Origin of the sequence: Mediterraneibacter torques (genome assembly GCF_044591705.1) — a bacterium.
Classification (GTDB): domain Bacteria; phylum Bacillota; class Clostridia; order Lachnospirales; family Lachnospiraceae; genus Mediterraneibacter; species Mediterraneibacter torques.
Map to the genome: position 1 here is coordinate 1,501,396 of NZ_CP172594.1, position 16,309 is coordinate 1,517,704.

The following is a 16,309-nucleotide window of genomic DNA, read 5'->3' on the forward strand; positions in this document are numbered from 1 at the left end:
TCTCCTGCCTTAACCTGATCTGAATGCACACTATTTTATATCCGTATCAAAATAATATGACTCAAACACTTTTGCCGCTTCATCAGATAAAAGAAAATCCATAAAATCTTCCGCCGCTTCGGTCTGCTTTTTATCAGCTTCTTTATTCACAATCTGAGCGATCGGATAGATCACATCTCCGGTCAGATCAGAACTTACTTTTTCTAAAATCTTAATATCGTCTTCGTATCCGTATATATCAGAATAATAAGTCGTTCCCACTTCGCATGAACCTTCCGCGACTGCCATCAGCACTTTGCTTACGTTATCCTGCTCGCTGATCTCAACTCCTCCAAACGCTTCGGAAATTTCCTGTGCCGTAATAGAATCCGGATCGTTTGAAGTATGGATAATTCCCATATTCACAAGAGCCTGTCTTGTATATTTTCCGACAGGAACGCTTCCTCCTGCCAGCGCAATGCTCTCTGCATCCTGAAGGTTTGCCAGCCCTTTGACTTTTGTTTTGCTGTCTTTAAGCGTTATAACGACAACCTGATTATTCACCACATCACTTCTCGTTCCGTCTACAAGAAATCCGTCTGCTTCAAGCACATCCATCTGTTTCTGAGCTGCCGAAAAGAAAAGATCGCATTCATATCCTTCTTCAATCTGCGTCAGAAGAGTTCCGGAACTATCCGCGTTGTATATGATCTTCACATTCGGATGATCCTTTTGATACTCCTTTGCAAGTTCCGTCATAACTGTATTCAGACTCGCCGCAATAAAAACCTGTATTTCTGTTTCCTCCTCTGCCGTAGCCTTTCCTTCTGTACCCATATCCCCGGCAGATTCTTCTCTTTGCTTTTTGCCGTTTCCGGTATCGCTTCCCGCTTTGCAGCCAAACATGGCAACTGAAAGGGCGAGAACAGCAATCACTGCAATGACTCTTTTTTTCATATTATTTCCTTTTCTTTTATTTACGCTTTTTTATTTTCTTCCGTTTCTTTCCCCAGATTCTCCAGATCCCTCTTGCTGTCGATATCTTTGAGTTCTTCCCGGCTTGTCTCTATGATACGTACCTTTTCTTCGTATTTTGTAAGCATTTGTCTGCCGCCTTCATCCCCTGTTAATTCTAATAATTCCGCAAAACAGTGAGCCGGCCACAAAACCGGATTTCCTTTTTGTCCCCGATATCCCGCACAAATAACGTTTTTCTTATGCAGCGCCGCATCGTTTAATATTCTTTGGATTGTGGATATTTTCAGTTTCGGCTGATCGCACACTGAAAACAGGATTCCGTCCGGTGCACCCGATTTTCTGTCTGTCCCGCTCTTAAAACTATGAGATACTGCCTTTAAGCCAAGTACGACAGAATGTGCGATGCCTTTTTCCGGCTCTTTATTTCTCACAACAAAGATTCCTCTTTTTTCGGCTTCCTCTATAATCTTCTCATCCCCTGTAACAATAAACAGTTCAACGGATGAAAAAGCCTGCATTTTATCCATCATATGCATATACATCGGCTTTTGATCTATCTTTGCGTGAAGTTTGCTTTCCCCACGTTCCCCTGAGAATCTTGTTCCCTTTCCCGCCGCCAATATAACGACTGCATAATGCCCTTTTATTTTTTCAAAGCGCTCTGCCGCTTCAAGCGCTCCGCCTCCTATTGCTCTTGCCTTGTCCGAAATCGTCTCGCAGTGGGAACGCTCCGCGCGGGCATCTATATCTCCGATTTTCAGATTCTTCTTCACATACGCCCCCGGCTGCAGCATTCCTCTCACGATCCCGCCCATTTGGGCGAAAACCGGTTTTCCTCCGGTTACTGCAACAATCTGCCCTTTTTCGACTATATCGCCGATTCGGACTTTCGGTTCTATTATCCCGTCTTCCGAAGCACGAATGAGACGCTCGGTCGTATATCCTCCTATGTTTCCCGGAACTCCTGTATCCGCAATAGCGCTTCCTTCCCATATTACCGAACCGAGAGTATGACCTCTTTTTGTCTCGATCACACAATGACAGTCTTTTCCCGCTGTAAATCCCGGACCTATTCCGATCACAAAAGGAGCGTCCGTAATCTTAGTTCCGGTATTTTTCTTTGCAATAATAGCATCAACGATCACATCCGGTTTATACCATTTTCGACAATCCGCCTTTGGATCAACTATAACAGGGATTTTGCCTTCCTCCATTATCGCTTCCGCATCTTCCTGTGTCTTTGCAGATACCGCTTCCATCTCTTCTACAATCGCCCGCCTGTCATATACCGCCCTTGACAAAGCAACCGTTCTCCTTACCGTAAGGGGCTGTGCGATCTCTGTCATCAAAATCTGATGACCTGCTCCGTACAGTCTCGATGCGATTCCCGTCGCCAGGTCCCCTGCGCCTTTAATTAATATTTTCACACTTTTTTCCTCTTATTTTTATTCTAAAGTTTCTTTGAATGCAAAGATGTCACTACAATATTTTCCACTCCCCGAACATTCAATTCTCTGCAGACTTCAAGCGCTGCTTCTCTTTTAGATGCACTGTCTGCTTTATTTAAAACAACCGTATACTGCGCATAAGGCGGACAGCCTTTTCTGCCCGCCTTATGCGATGACGCAAGTATCGCGATATCTTTTGCCGTAACGAACTCTTCTCCGCCTTTTTCTAAGATCTGTGCTGCTCTTTCCCACCGAAAACAGGTTGATTCTAACGTCCTGCCTATTGCATCTAACCCATATACGGAAACAACATGTCCTGTTTGACTCGGAATGACCGGTTCATGTTCTGCGGGAACTTTTAACGGAAGTCGTTTTGCTCCGTCTGCTTCGACCAGTATCGGCAGCTCCCACCAAAAGATCTCGTCTAAAATTTCTTTTGCAGGCGGCGCCGTTTTCCCGGAAATCAAATCCCTGCTTCCGATCCACACTCTCCCGAACTTTCCCAACGTATCCTTTATTTTACCGATAGATGTATCTTCTAAAAAATATGGTTTATTTTCATGCATGATCTTCGTTGTAGTCGTAATGATCACATGTTGTTTTTTTCTTACACACTCGTCTTCCAAACGATGCAAAAGAGTTGTTTTTCCTCCCGCTCCCACGACCGAGATGACTGATGTGTTCACAGAAAGCGCCTCTGACAAAGACATACGTTCACACAATTCATTATTTTTATAGATAAACACCATATTATTCTACGCCATGACGGATATACATTCCTGTCTTTTCTTCTATGATTTTTCCGTTCTCTGCCACAAGTTTTCCTCTCAAATAAACCTGTTCTGCCCTTCCTTCGATCTCTGCTCCTTCCAACAGGCAATAGTCGCATGCAGACTGATGATCCGCCGCAGTCATCGTCCATTCCGTGTTAGGATTCCATATGACGATGTCCGCGTCACTGCCCGGAATAAGTGCCCCTTTCCACGGATATAATTTAAATAATTTTGCGGGATTCTCCGAAAGATATGCACACATCTGCTCTGCCGTTATCTTTCCTTCATTCACTCCGAACTGCCACATAAGCGCCGGACGTTCTTCTGCTCCCGGCATACCGGAAGGCGTCAGCATAAAATCCTCTTCTCCTGCATTTTTCTGTTCTTTTGTAAATCCAAAATGATCGGACGCTATCGTCTGAATCCTTCCTTCTTTCAATGCATCCCACAATATATCGCTGTTTTTCTGTTTCCTAAGAGGCGGAACAGTTACATATTTTCGCGCTTCTTCTGCCGCAAGAGCATATTTTTCCTCATTCAGAAGAAGATATTCCGGACACGTCTCGACATAGACGGTCTGACCGATTTCTCTCGCTTTTAAAATCTCCCGGTATCCGGCAGCCGTACTTAAATTCACAATGATCACCGGAACATCCGCACATTTGGCAATCTTCAGGATGCGCCCCACCGCTTCTGCTTCCGCTTCTTTTGGGTGTATCCATGAATAATCCGCAATATCCGTTCTTCCTTTTGTTTTCTCAAGTTCTTTTAAACGAGACTGTACAATCCCGTGATTTTCGCAATGAACTCCGACAATGCCGCCTAGTTCTTTCACCCTTGAAAAAATCTCGTAAATCTGTCCGTCATCCAGCATCATGTCATACGCCGTATATAATTTGAAAGAACAAGTCTCCTTTTTTACAATCTCCCCCAGTTCCTCTGCAACGTCATCGTTCCACTCATTCAGTGTAAGATGCAGCGCATAATCACATGATGCCTCGCCTTCTGCTTCCTGACGTTTATCGTCAATCGCTTCTTTCAGACTTTTTCCTTTCTTCTGCTCTGCAAAATCTATGATGCACGTCGTTCCGCCTGCCAGCGCTGCCTTTGTTCCGGTTTCAAACTTGTCTGCCGCCGTAATATCATTAAACTTTGCCGCCATATGCGTATGAGCATCTATAAAACCCGGAAAAAGAAGCTTTCCTCTCACATCGATCGTTTCCGCATCCTGAAATTCAAGATTTTTCCCTGCCGCAAGAATCTTTTCCCCTTTTACCAAAAGATCGATCTTTTTCAGACCTTCCCCGCTGACTACCGTTCCTCCTTTGAATAACCGTTTCATCATTAATCCCCTTCTTTCTACTTGATTTTATACCTTTTATAAAAATAATTCGTTCTTTACTTAACGTAATTTCGTTTCCTTTTCCGTCGTTTTCTCCTTCGGAAGGATCAAGTTCAGTATTACGGCGAAAATTGTCGCCAAAACAACCGGAGAGGATGCAAATGTATTGTTTATGATCGCCTGAAAGTTTTCAAGATTCATACTCAGGTTCAAAGCGCTGTGGATACTCTGCGTCATTTGATCCAGACATCCGCCGCTTAATGAAACACCCATTCCGATCGCAATAGAAAGTCCGGCTACCGTTGCATTACGGGCAGTCAGTTTTTCCGTTACAAGCAGTCGGATTCCCGTCATTGCGATAGAAGCAAACACCGAAACGACCGCGCCTCCAAGCACGCATTGCGGAATCGTCCTTAATAAAGCCGAAAACTTCGGAATCAGACCGGCTACAAGAAGGATTCCCGCCGATGTCGCAAACACCCTTCTTGAAATCACTTTCGTCGTACCTACAATGCCGACATTCTGACTGAATGTTGCCGTCGGAGGACAGCCGAAAAAAGCGCTGATAATATTTCCTATTCCATATCCGATGATACCGCCGTTTAATTCCCTGTCTGTCGGGAGACGATCCATTCCGCCGCTTGTAGTTGCGGAAAAATCTCCCATCGCCTGAATGGAATTGACTAAAAATAAAATTGCCAAAGGTATGATCGCCGATATTTCAAATTTCATACCAAACTCCATCGGTTTCGGGATCTGAAACCATCCCGCGCTTGAAAGAACTGAAAAATCTACCATTCCAAAGCAAAGCGCGAGCACATATCCACACAAAAGCCCGATCAATATTGACGCCAGTTTAAAAAGACCTTTCCCATAATGATTTAACGCAACGACGATTGCAAGCGTCACAAAAGCAACGACCCAATTCTGCCAGGAACCAAACACAAGCGCCGGCGTCTTTCCCTGTTGTTCTACTACGAGCTCATATGTATTGGCCGGATTTCCTGCCATATAATTGATCGCTGTTTTATACAAAGACAGCCCGATCGCAAAAATAACCGTGCCGATCACAAGCGGCGGAAATACTTTTCTGATCTGTTTGATCGTCAATCCTACAATAATCGCTATCACGCCGCCTATGAGCATCGCTCCGAGAATCGTATCAATGCTTTTTGCCTGTGCGGCGATTGCCGTCATCGTCGGAACGTAAGCAAAACTCACGCCGATGATCACCGGAAGCCCCGATCCGATCCTGATTTTATTTCCATATAACTGAAGCAGCGTAGACAGCGCCGCAAAGACAAGAGACATCTGTATTAAAAGTCCCATATCTACATTGCCTCCCGCATTATTCGCCGCATTTGCAACCAAAATTGCCGGCGTCACACATCCGACTACCGCCGCAAGCACATGCTGCGCCGCAAGGGGAAATACCTGTCCCGCCGACGGCTTTCCGTCCCACTTAAACAACTCTGAATTATCTTTTTTTGTCTCTCGTATACCCATCTTACTTTTCCTCTTTCTGACTGATCTTTATCCTTCCTTGATACAGGAAAATCTCCGAAGATTTTTTCTCTTTTTCCTCTCCCGTTTTTCCTGTTCATACCGCCTTTTATCTTCTATTAGAATATCATTAAATATAATGAAATGCAATAATCGCCCATTATGCTTTCCCCCTCTTCTTTTCATCTGAGCACACCTCAAAAACAAGCACGGTACACTTTCGGATTCGCCTAAAAATATATACAAGGCGAATTTTTTGATGTATGATAAGAGAATGCAAAATATTTTTTCAGGAGGTAGATATAATGTTAAAATATGTTGAAACAAACAAAGCACCGGCAGCGATCGGACCATATTCACAAGGTATTGTAGTAAATGGAACTGCGTTTTTCTCCGGTCAGATTCCTCTTTCTCCGGAAACCGGTGAAGTCATCGGAACAACGATCCGGGAACAGACAGAGCAAGTTATGAAAAATATACAAGGACTTCTCGAAAGCCAAAACGCTTCTTTTACAGATGTTGTAAAAACGACATGCTTTCTTGCCGATATGTCTGATTTTGCCGCATTTAACGAAGTATATGCAAAATATTTTACAGGAAAACCCGCCCGTTCCTGCGTCGCCGTAAAAGATCTCCCGAAAGGAGTTTTGTGCGAGGTGGAAACAATCGCGGTCATTGAAGAAAATTAAACATCGAAAGGATAAGCCGAATTCTTTTCAAGAAACAGCCCGCGAAGGTTTCATTCTCCGCGGGCTGTTTCTTCATTTATTTATCTTTTATTTGTCTTTTATTTTTCTCTTTTCCTTAAGAAAGATCGATTTCTTTTCCTTTTACATATTTTCCGACTACTTCCCGTTCATCCGCCAGATAGATCATCCGTTCCAGTCGGCTTCTTATATCAAGTTCCTGGGGATGCGCAAGCCTGCTGTCATCCAGAACGACTGCATCAAATTCGTATCCCGGTTCAAAGCTTCCAACTTTCCCGAAAAATTCTCCTCCTCCTTTTGTCGCCATAAAGAAAACTTCTTCTGACGTCAGCGCTTCTAAACTATCGTCGCAAATACGCCAACGCAGTTTTGACGCCTGAACGGCATGAGCCATTGCCCGAAACATATTTTCCGTACTTCCTCCTGCCACATCGCTTCCCAATCCGACATGAAGTCCTTCTTCAAGAAACTTTCTTATCGGCGCGATCCCGGAAGACACATTCATATTAGACTCGGGACAGTGTGCGATAAATACGCCGTTTTCTTTCATCCTGCTGATCTCTCTTTCATCGCTGTGTACACAATGCGCCATAATCGTACGTGTATCTTTACCGAACAATCCGAATGTATCATAAACGTCTCCGTAAAACTCAGACCACGGACAAAGTTCTTTTACCCATGCGATCTCCCCGAAGTTTTCCGACAAATGTGACTGAAGCGGAAGCTCATAACGTTTCTGAAGTTTTTTTAGTTCTTTCATAACCTCATCGGTACACGTCGGAATAAATCTCGGCGTAAGGATCGGATATGTACGACTGTAGTTTTTCTGAATTGTCTCCTCAATCCACTTTAAAGTTTCTTCTGTCGACTTTTTCGTTTCTTCAACTAAATAATCCGGCGCATTCCGATCCATATTCACTTTCCCGACAAAAGTACTCAGCCCGCTTTGTTCAAGCATATCCATAAGCAAAACAGTCGCCGGCCTGTGAAGAGTCGCAAATACACACGCCCTTGTAGTTGCACTCTTTTGCATATTTTTCACGAAAATCCGGTATGACTTTTCTGCATAGTCTAAATCACAAAACTTCGATTCCTCCGGAAACGTATTCGTTTCGAGCCATTCTAACAATTCCATATCCATTCCCAGACCGCGGTACGAATACTGAGGCGCATGAACATGAAGATCTGTAAATCCCGGAATAATCAGCGCGTCTTTGTAATCCCGTATCGGATTTCCTCCGAATTTAAACGGAAGCGTCTTATAGACGCCCTCCACGATTCCGTCTTTGCAGACTACATATCCATTTTCACAAATCGAAAATTCTTTCTGATTTTTGCTGTATACAATATTTCCTTTTAAAATAAAAACCGATTTTCTTTTCATTTCACTGCCTCCTTTCCTTTTCGGTTATATCATCTCAAGCATCACTTCTACGACGCCTCCGCATACCATTCCTTCCTCTTCTGCGTCGTCTGCCGTCATATCGACTTTACAAAGTTGAAATACAGGTTCGCCTTTTCGCATCATAAGCAGGGCTTTTTGCATGACTTCACTTTCTACACATCCTCCGCCTATCGTACCCGTTATGCTTCCGTCTTCCATTATCAGCATCTTCGTTCCTACGCTTCTAGGCGCAGATCCTTTTCGGGAAACGATAGTCGCAAGCACTTTTTTCAATGATGGTTCCTTAAAACTTTCTTTTGTATCATTTTTCTTTTCAAAAAGCTTCTCCGACAACTCTTTTGAATATCCGCCCGCTTTTTCTCTGCTGTTTTTTACTTCGATTATTTCCGCCATGATCGAAACGGCGATCTCCTCCGGAGTCTCTGCCTTGATCTTCAATCCTATCGGCGTGTGTACCCGCTCTAAATCTTCTCTGTCGATACCTTTTTTCTCAAGCTGATCTTTTACGATTGCAACCCGCCGTTTACTGCCCATCATCCCGATATATGCATTTTGCTTTTCCACGATTATTTCCAGACATTCCGCATCGTATCTGTGACCGCGCGTCACTATGACAAACCATGTATCCGAGTCACCGCCGATCTTTGCAAGTCCTTCCTTAAAAGGAGCGCAAATGACATTATCTGCTCCGGCTTTTCTTACATGATCTGCGAATTTCGGACGATCCTCAAGAACAGTCACCTCAAACCCAAGCATCTTCCCGAGTTTCGTAGCCGCAGCCGAAACGTGTCCTCCGCCGCAAATTACAAGACGGGGAATTCTTCCGATTCGTTCACGGAAGATTCTGCTCTTGCCTTCACATCCGCTTTTTTCTCTGTTTTCCTTTTTCTTTTCGTCCGGTCTTTCATTTTGTTCTTCGTCTTGAGCAAAAATCCCGGAAAGAATCCGCTTCTTTCCGGCATCTTTGCCGCACAAAACAGTCTCCGTCCAAACATCCCCGTCAGAAAGATCCAGTACCTTTTTTAATTCTTCATAAAACTCATTCATATCTACTCTCCAGCGCTGATCTGAAACAAACTCCCGGTCGCAAAGAAAAAGCGGCATCTTCAAGATCCCGCCCATTCTTTTACAGAACACTTATTTTTAATCAAATCTCCCTGTTCTTCTTATGCTCTGGCCAATCTTGAAAGAACATCTTTAAGAAGCTCATAGAAACGCTCAAGCGAATCAAGCGGAGCATTCTCATCCGGAGTGTGTACATTATTCAGTGTCGGACCTACTGCGATCGCATCCAGTCCCGGAATTGCTTCTGAAAAAAGTCCGCATTCAAGTCCTGCATGAATCGCCTCCAAACGAAGTTCACTTCCGAACAGATCGCGGTAGCTTTCTACAAACAGATCGCGGATCTTAGATTCTTCCGCATAACTCCAGCCCGGATATTCTCCGCTGTACTCAATCTCAAATCCAAACGTCTCTGCAAGAAGTGCGAAACGCGATTTTGTATCTTCCTGAAGGCTTGCAACAGACGATCTGGGAGAAACCGCAACCATAATATAATCTTCTTCTGTTCTGACTACTCCCATATTAGACGATACAACGACAAACCCGTTCATCTTGATGTTTCGTCTGTAAATTCCGTTTGGAGCAAGACGCATCAGACTTACGAATGCCTTTGCATCTTCTTCCTGAACCGCCATTGCGCTCTGGCCTTCCGTCACTGCGATCTCGCAGGAGAAATCCGGCTCAAAAGATGTGATTTCATCTGCAAATACTTCTGCGAGATCACATGCAAGTTTCTCTGCTTTTTGTGCTTCTGCCGAATCTGCATAGATAAGAGACATCTCACACTCTCTTGTAATTGCATTATCTTTTGTTCCGCCTGCAAAGTTCACAAGAAGTCCTTTTGTATTTTTCAGAAGATGATCTGCCATACGAGCCATCAGAAGATTCGCATTCTGACGCTCTTTATCAATATCCGTTCCCGAATGTCCGCCGAGAAGGCCTTCTGCTTTTATTTGAACTAATGTTCCTTCTGCCTGCACTCTTTCTATCTTTCTTGTAAGCTGAACACGAAGTCCGCCGGCACAGCTAACTGTTGCGACTCCTTCTTCTTCTGAATCCATGTTGATCATCGTACGCGCTGTGATCTGAGACTTATCAAGCGCCTGAGCGCCGTTTAGTCCGATTTCCTCCGACGTCGTAAACACACACTCTACAGGAGGGTGCTCTAATTCTTTATCGTCAAGAACTGTCATCATAAGGGCAACCGCTACTCCGTTGTCTGCTCCGAGAGTCGTTCCGTTTGCGTAAAGAACGCCGTCTTTTACAATGAGATCAAGCCCGTCTTTTTCAAAATCATGCTCGACTCCGGCAAGTTTATCGCATACCATATCGATATGTCCCTGAAGCATAACAGGAGCTTTGTCTTTTGCCCCCTCGCTTCCTTCTTTTTTTATGATCACATTATTACTTTCATCCTGGTAAACCCAGAGGTTTCTGTCTTTTGCGAATTTCACAAGATAGTCGCTAAGACCCTTCTCATTTCCCGATCCTCTCGGGATTGCGCTGATATCTTCAAAAAAATGAAATAATTTCTCCGGCTTGCAGCCTGTGATCTTGTACTCCATAATAAATCCTCTTTTCTATTAGTTATTGCCATATGCTTTATTGATTATAACAGATTTTTCTTAATTTTTCATCCATTTTTACATATGTTTTTCTTGACACTTTTTCCCCTGTAAACTAAAATAAAGCAGTAAAAATATTGTTATGATTCCGTCACTTTAAAAATGACGGTTTTTATTTTGCGGAAGCGCCCTGTGCGTTCCATATTGAAAGGTGGTGAGGTTATGGACTCCGGTGTCAGTTGTCATATACACAGTCTGATCGAAAAAAATTACATAAAGAGAGGTATTTATCATGAACAAAGACATTTTTGTACAGCTTCTCGGCCAGCGTCAGTTCAAAGCTGTGAGAAGCATTTTAGATGTAATGAACGAAGTGGACATAGCCTCATTACTGTCAGAACTTGACGATAAAGAGCTTGCTCTTGCATTTCGGCTGATTCCGAAAGATAAGGCAGCGGAAGTATTTGCCAATATGGAAACTTCCATGCAGACCTACCTTGTAGACATGTTTTCCGAAAAAGAACTAAAGGAACTCCTTGATGACCTTTACATGGATGATACTGTCGATCTTCTCGAAGAGCTTCCGGCAAACCTCGTAAATCGTATTCTTGATACGGTTTCGCCGTCTGACAGAACGCTGATCAACCAACTTCTTAATTATCCGGAAGACAGCGCAGGAAGCATCATGACAACCGAATATGTCGATATCCGTCAGTCTATGACTGTCGCACAGTCTATGGCTCACATCAAGGAAACCGGTATTCACAAAGAAACGATCTATACCTGCTACGTCACAGATAAAAGGAAGCTGATCGGCATCGTCAGCGCAAAAGATCTCATGACGACCGACGATGGCATTCTGATCAGTGAACTGATGGAAACAGAGATCATTTCCGTAAGAACTTATACCGATAAAGAAGAAGTGGCTCAATTATTCAGAAAATACGACCTGCTTGCGCTTCCGGTACTTGATAAAGACGGACTTATGGTCGGAATCGTCACATTTGACGACGCTATGGACGTTATGGTTGAAGAAGCAACAGAAGATATCACTAAGATGGCCGCCATTAATCCAAGCGAAAAAACTTATTTTAATACATCCACTTTCGCCCACGCAAAAAACAGGATCCCATGGCTTCTCATCCTTATGCTTACTTCCATTATCACAGGTACGATCATCACAAAATATGAAGACGCATTTGCTGCGATCCCGCTTCTTGTATCCTTTATCCCTATGTTGATGGATACAGGCGGAAACTGTGGTTCGCAAAGCTCAACACTGGTCATTCGGGGACTTGCTCTTTCGGAAATACATTTTAAAGATATTTTTAAAGTTATTTTTAAAGAATTCCGTATCTCCATAATTGTAGGAGCTGTACTCGCTCTTACAAACGGCGTTCGTATCCTGATCCAGTATCATAATCCGAATCTTGCTTTAGTCATTGCGCTTTCGCTGATCGCAACTGTTATCATCTCGAAACTGATCGGATGTATTCTTCCTCTTGTTGCAAGCAAGGTGCACCTTGATCCGGCTATTATGGCTTCTCCGCTGATCACAACGCTTGTCGATACATTTTCTATATTGATTTATTTTAATATTGCATCATTAATGTTCCGGTTGTAAGCAGTTCTGTTTTCACAACTTTTTCTGCTTAAAAAGGCGCTGATCCGTAAAAAACGAATCAACGCCTTTTTCTTGTTATAACTCAGGAATCTTATGGCAAATATATCTTAACACTTTCCTCAGATCACCGATCTCGACTTTCCCGTCTTCCGTCACATCCGCAGCAAGTTTCTGCTGTTCTGTCAACTCTACTTTTTTACATACGCTGCGCAGGATCAGGCGCAGATCACTGATCTCAACTTTCCCGTCTTCATTTACGTCGCCCTTTATATATGACTGGCTTTGCTCAAACGGATTGACCGCATAAATCGTCGGAGCCTTGCCGTCTGTCACATACCATCTTACAACCCCGTCCGGTCCTACGACGGGCTGACAATCGGAAAGCGGCATCGATTTTGACCTTATATTAGAAGTTTTATTTCCTTCGGAATCGATCGTTACGATCTTCGTCGTCAGATTCCCCTCGGATTTACTGCCTTCCTGCCACATTACAAGGAATTGATCCTCTCCGATCTTCACAAGCTGAGGTGTCTGTACGTTTATACCCTGCTGCTTATCGTAATTTGTCAGCCATACCGTTTTCGCTTGAGTTAATTGTTTATCGGTAATGCTGATAAAAATATTTCTCTGGTCTGAAGTATTGGCACTTTCGCTCTCGAAATCTACTGCATTTCCTGCGATAATACAGTTTTCAGACGATATTTCAAACCCGCCGACAGAGGCTCCCGTAGAATTGTAATGCCCTCCGGTCACCTTGCCTAAACCAACCGGAATCGCATAATCGACTTTAGTGATCGATCCGCCAACCTGTGACTTAATAAGAGCGATTCCTCTCGGTGCATAATCACCGTGATCTACTCTGTAAATATTCTCTCCGTCCGTCTGAATAAACTGATTAAAAGAATGACTTACATATCCTGCCTGTGCAAGATTCAGCACATCATAGTAAGACTGTTCTACACTCATGTCATTTTCATTGATCACAAACGTCATATTCGCCTGATGATTCAATCCGTCGCTGTCAGTATACATCTCATGACATGTATGAATATAAAGCTTTCCGGCTGTCTCTGTCATCCGCAGCGAACCTGCCTCAAACGGAATATTCGTATTCGCTCCGTATACGGAAACCGCCCCTATTCTCTGAAAATCTTTGGAATATTTTACGATTCGCATTACTTCTTCTTCATCGCTGTCATTTGGATTAGCCTGTCCGAACACGAAATAATTATGATCGCTTCCACTGTAAAATCCGCCAAACAGACTCAGCTCCATTGCAACCGTTTTACTTCCGGTCTTCTTGCCTGCCGCAGAATAGTTTTCAACGATCATTTTTCCGCCGCAATGCTCCACTCTCGTAAATGTTCCGTCTGCATTCGGAATCAAATAAGAATTAACTGTCTTACTCCATATTGCATAATCATTCAAAGAATGATTATTAGAAGCATAACCATCTGTAACCGTCGCTGTTTTATCCGGGTCTTGAACAGAAGGTTCTCCCGTCACCGTCACCGTACACTGCGCCGACAGACCGCTTGTTGTACTGACTGTGATCACTGCCTCTCCTTTGCTCCAGCCGAATACCTGTCCCGCCCGGTTGATGCTCGCGATTTTCGGATCGCTGCTCTTCCAACTGTAGACTTCTTCCATTGTTCCGTTTGTCACAGGTGTAAGCTGCAATGTATCGCCTATATTTACCGTATGGCTGCTTCCTTCCACTTCCAGGCTGGTCGCTTTCTTCCATGGGAAAAATTCATAATAATAATTATCGCCGGATTTTTCAACCGCTGCAACCCCGCCTTCGTATTCCATCAGACAGAATACCGGATAATCTGTTTTTGCAGAATAAATCTCTTCTCCGCTTTGGATGTCATATTCCGCTATGTATGAATTGTCTTTAAATGTAACAATAGAATCCGTCTCCTCGCGGTAGATCGTTCGTGTTCCGACGCTCGCATTCGGATCAAACGCTCCTCCTTCTTCATTATTGCGCGGTAAGAAGAAAACTTCCGTATCTTCCGGTTCTTCTGATTTATACACATCAGAATCCCAAACCTTTAGTCTTGAATTAAATGTACTGTCTACGCATATATATTTATCCCCGAGCATACCGGCCTGTTCTTCACGTTCATAGAAATATGACTGACAAATATACATCATCAATTTTTTATTATGAAAGGTGAGCTGATCTCCGGTTACATTTCCGGCGCGAAGGGCATGCATATCATGGTCATACCCCCAGTACCGCCAGTTATTATAAGTATCTACATAATAGTTCCCGTTACTTTCATCGAAGCCGCAAAAACCGTACACTGCCTCCTCGGATAAAGCCTGCGATAAAAGCGTTCCTTCCGGCGATAAAAGATACAGATCATAATCGTCACCATTGCCATTCGATTCGGCAAGATAAATCCTTCCCTTTGAATCTGCGCCGATCGAACTTGCGTGATCTCCATACTGAAGTTTCTTCTCTTCCTGCTGCGTAAGCAAATTATAGATCGTAATATTAGAACTGCGGTCCAATATATACAGTCTGTCATTTGCCACATAAACATCTTGCACATTGTCAAACTGATGTACTTCTGTCAACTCATTGCTGTCCGGCTTGTACAACGATAATTTGTTCCGATTCAGAAAATAAATTCCTCCTTGTTCCTCACACGGAATTTCCCGATGCCCTTCCAAATATGTGACGGCATTCCTGTCAAGCAAGACCGAATTTCCTGTTTTCCCTTCTTCCGCAGCTCTTTCTGCAAAGTTTGCCCTTTCCGCTTCCGCAGCTTCAGATGACGAACCGTTCACAAAAAACGTTTTCTCTCCATCTTCAGAGAGCACATCCAAATTACCTTCTTTTTGTGCGTCATCTGATATCACGACTGCATCTGTAAGTTCTTTCTGCAATTCCTCTGCAAATACCGGTTGTGTGAACATCATGCATCCCGCCATTGCAAGCGCAAAAACTTTCTTTTTCCTCATTCTTTTCCCCGCTTTCCCTTTTATTTTTTATATATCCATATTATACTCCTTTCCATAAATCATTTACAATATTTTACATGATTTCCGTTTATATACATATTAAAGATTGTATAATTACATGCCGGCAGTTCACCGACTTCTTTCATCTACGTGCTTCCATGTATCACTTTGTAAAATATCCCGGATAGTCTGCATAGACAAATCCACAGAAGCAATTTCATCTGCGCACCTTTTCAGTTCCCTCCGTATCGTCTTTTCATGTGGAACATTTCTTTTGTACTTTATCTGATGTTCCAGAGTTGCCCAAAAATCAATGGCAATCGTACGAATCTGTATTTCCGCTTCAACTCCCTGTAAATCAAATTTTGTAAATTGTATGATCAGATGAAGACTCCTGTAACCATTTGCCTTCGGATAAGCGATATAATCTTTTTTTCCAGGATTTCAATATCCTCTCTTTTTTGCAGCCATCTTTCGATACGATATACTTCTTCTACAAAAGAACAGATCACTCTGATTCCTATGGCATCATGAGTATTTGCCAATGCAGTACGACAATCTGTCTCCAATCCGCGCCTTTTTAATTTTTCCATCATGCTTTCCGGTGTTTTTATTCTTGTCTTTGTGTATAAAATCGACTGCAGCTCATCTTGTGTGTTATCATTTGGATACATTTCCATTACTTTCTTTAAGTATACTTCTCCTTGTTTCAGTAAAGCAAATACATCACCATAGTATTCTTCCTGTGTCACGCTTCCACCTCCCGGCATAGTTCCGACTACTTTTTCAAACAATATAGAAAAACTCCCAGAATAAGAAACATTCCTCCGATAATAAAATATATATTTGTCAAGCGATTCGTTGTTCCATAGATTTCCAAAATCCCGTTAAAAATACATCCTACTGTTACGGTTGAAACCCCAAAGTGTTGAAAACGACGTGAGATT

The 16,309-nt window shown here is 43.1% G+C and carries 11 protein-coding genes and 1 pseudogene; 2 read left to right on the forward strand and 10 right to left on the reverse strand.

Annotation, left to right across the window (positions count from 1 at the left end; all coding sequences use genetic code 11):
* Positions 1 to 30 precede the first annotated feature (30 nt).
* The 5 genes from modA to ACH9UM_RS07010 all read right to left on the reverse strand — a co-directional run bounded on the left by modA (position 31) and on the right by ACH9UM_RS07010 (position 6,026).
* Complete coding sequence (gene modA, locus ACH9UM_RS06990) at positions 31 to 936, reverse strand: molybdate ABC transporter substrate-binding protein (protein ID WP_004845447.1); 906 nt, start codon at positions 934 to 936, stop codon at positions 31 to 33.
* Between the two features lie 20 nt (positions 937 to 956).
* On the reverse strand, positions 957 to 2,384 hold the full coding sequence (gene yqeB, locus ACH9UM_RS06995; protein WP_009242376.1) for a selenium-dependent molybdenum cofactor biosynthesis protein YqeB: 1,428 nt from the start codon (positions 2,382 to 2,384) through the stop codon (positions 957 to 959).
* A gap of 23 nt (positions 2,385 to 2,407) precedes the next feature.
* The gene (gene yqeC / locus ACH9UM_RS07000; protein ID WP_227182571.1) at positions 2,408 to 3,091 is read right to left on the reverse strand and encodes a selenium cofactor biosynthesis protein YqeC; all 684 of its coding nucleotides are present in this window, start codon (positions 3,089 to 3,091) and stop codon (positions 2,408 to 2,410) included.
* A 64-nt stretch (positions 3,092 to 3,155) separates the two neighbouring features.
* Entirely contained in the window at positions 3,156 to 4,523 is a 1,368-nt protein-coding gene (hydA, locus tag ACH9UM_RS07005; RefSeq protein ID WP_004845444.1) for a dihydropyrimidinase, read from the reverse strand.
* A gap of 57 nt (positions 4,524 to 4,580) precedes the next feature.
* Positions 4,581 to 6,026, reverse strand: coding sequence for a uracil-xanthine permease family protein (locus ACH9UM_RS07010; RefSeq protein ID WP_004845443.1), 1,446 nt, complete (start codon positions 6,024 to 6,026; stop codon positions 4,581 to 4,583).
* Positions 6,027 to 6,328: 302 nt separating this feature from the next.
* Here ACH9UM_RS07010 and ACH9UM_RS07015 point away from each other — a divergent pair, with 302 nt between their 5' ends.
* On the forward strand, positions 6,329 to 6,712 hold the full coding sequence (locus ACH9UM_RS07015; RefSeq protein WP_009242377.1) for a RidA family protein: 384 nt from the start codon (positions 6,329 to 6,331) through the stop codon (positions 6,710 to 6,712).
* 115 nt (positions 6,713 to 6,827) lie between these two features.
* On the opposite strand, the gene ACH9UM_RS07020 is transcribed toward ACH9UM_RS07015, so the two are convergent.
* The 3 genes from ACH9UM_RS07020 to ACH9UM_RS07030 form a co-directional block, all read right to left on the reverse strand.
* On the reverse strand, positions 6,828 to 8,114 hold the full coding sequence (locus ACH9UM_RS07020) for an amidohydrolase family protein (RefSeq protein ID WP_004845441.1): 1,287 nt from the start codon (positions 8,112 to 8,114) through the stop codon (positions 6,828 to 6,830).
* A 24-nt stretch (positions 8,115 to 8,138) separates the two neighbouring features.
* A complete protein-coding gene (locus ACH9UM_RS07025) occupies positions 8,139 to 9,239 on the reverse strand; it encodes an XdhC/CoxI family protein (RefSeq protein ID WP_009242378.1) in 1,101 nt (366 codons plus the stop codon).
* 62 nt (positions 9,240 to 9,301) lie between these two features.
* Positions 9,302 to 10,762, reverse strand: coding sequence for an aminoacyl-histidine dipeptidase (locus ACH9UM_RS07030; protein ID WP_004845439.1), 1,461 nt, complete (start codon positions 10,760 to 10,762; stop codon positions 9,302 to 9,304).
* 292 nt (positions 10,763 to 11,054) lie between these two features.
* On the opposite strand from ACH9UM_RS07030, the gene mgtE reads away from it, so the two are divergent.
* Complete coding sequence (gene mgtE / locus ACH9UM_RS07035; protein ID WP_004845438.1) at positions 11,055 to 12,386, forward strand: magnesium transporter; 1,332 nt, start codon at positions 11,055 to 11,057, stop codon at positions 12,384 to 12,386.
* A 75-nt stretch (positions 12,387 to 12,461) separates the two neighbouring features.
* On the opposite strand, the gene ACH9UM_RS07040 is transcribed toward mgtE, so the two are convergent.
* Positions 12,462 to 15,362: a dockerin type I domain-containing protein gene (locus ACH9UM_RS07040; RefSeq protein WP_004845437.1), complete on the reverse strand. Its 2,901-nt coding sequence runs from the start codon at positions 15,360 to 15,362 to the stop codon at positions 12,462 to 12,464.
* 129 nt (positions 15,363 to 15,491) lie between these two features.
* Positions 15,492 to 16,132, reverse strand: a pseudogene (locus tag ACH9UM_RS07045) (GTP pyrophosphokinase family protein).
* Positions 16,133 to 16,309 lie beyond the last annotated feature (177 nt).

What these genes read in the sequence shown, in the direction of transcription:
- ACH9UM_RS07020 (WP_004845441.1), bottom strand. Translation starts at nt 8,114, where the DNA reads ATGAAAAGAAAATCGGTTTTTATTTTAAAAGGAAATATTGTATACAGC.
- ACH9UM_RS07025 (WP_009242378.1), bottom strand. Translation starts at nt 9,239, where the DNA reads ATGCCGCTTTTTCTTTGCGACCGGGAGTTTGTTTCAGATCAGCGCTGG.
- ACH9UM_RS07030 (WP_004845439.1), bottom strand. Translation starts at nt 10,762, where the DNA reads ATGGAGTACAAGATCACAGGCTGCAAGCCGGAGAAATTATTTCATTTT.
- hydA (WP_004845444.1), bottom strand. Translation starts at nt 4,523, where the DNA reads ATGATGAAACGGTTATTCAAAGGAGGAACGGTAGTCAGCGGGGAAGGT.
- ACH9UM_RS07015 (WP_009242377.1), top strand. Translation starts at nt 6,329, where the DNA reads ATGTTAAAATATGTTGAAACAAACAAAGCACCGGCAGCGATCGGACCA.
- modA (WP_004845447.1), bottom strand. Translation starts at nt 936, where the DNA reads ATGAAAAAAAGAGTCATTGCAGTGATTGCTGTTCTCGCCCTTTCAGTT.
- ACH9UM_RS07040 (WP_004845437.1), bottom strand. Translation starts at nt 15,362, where the DNA reads ATGAGGAAAAAGAAAGTTTTTGCGCTTGCAATGGCGGGATGCATGATG.
- ACH9UM_RS07010 (WP_004845443.1), bottom strand. Translation starts at nt 6,026, where the DNA reads ATGGGTATACGAGAGACAAAAAAAGATAATTCAGAGTTGTTTAAGTGG.
- mgtE (WP_004845438.1), top strand. Translation starts at nt 11,055, where the DNA reads ATGAACAAAGACATTTTTGTACAGCTTCTCGGCCAGCGTCAGTTCAAA.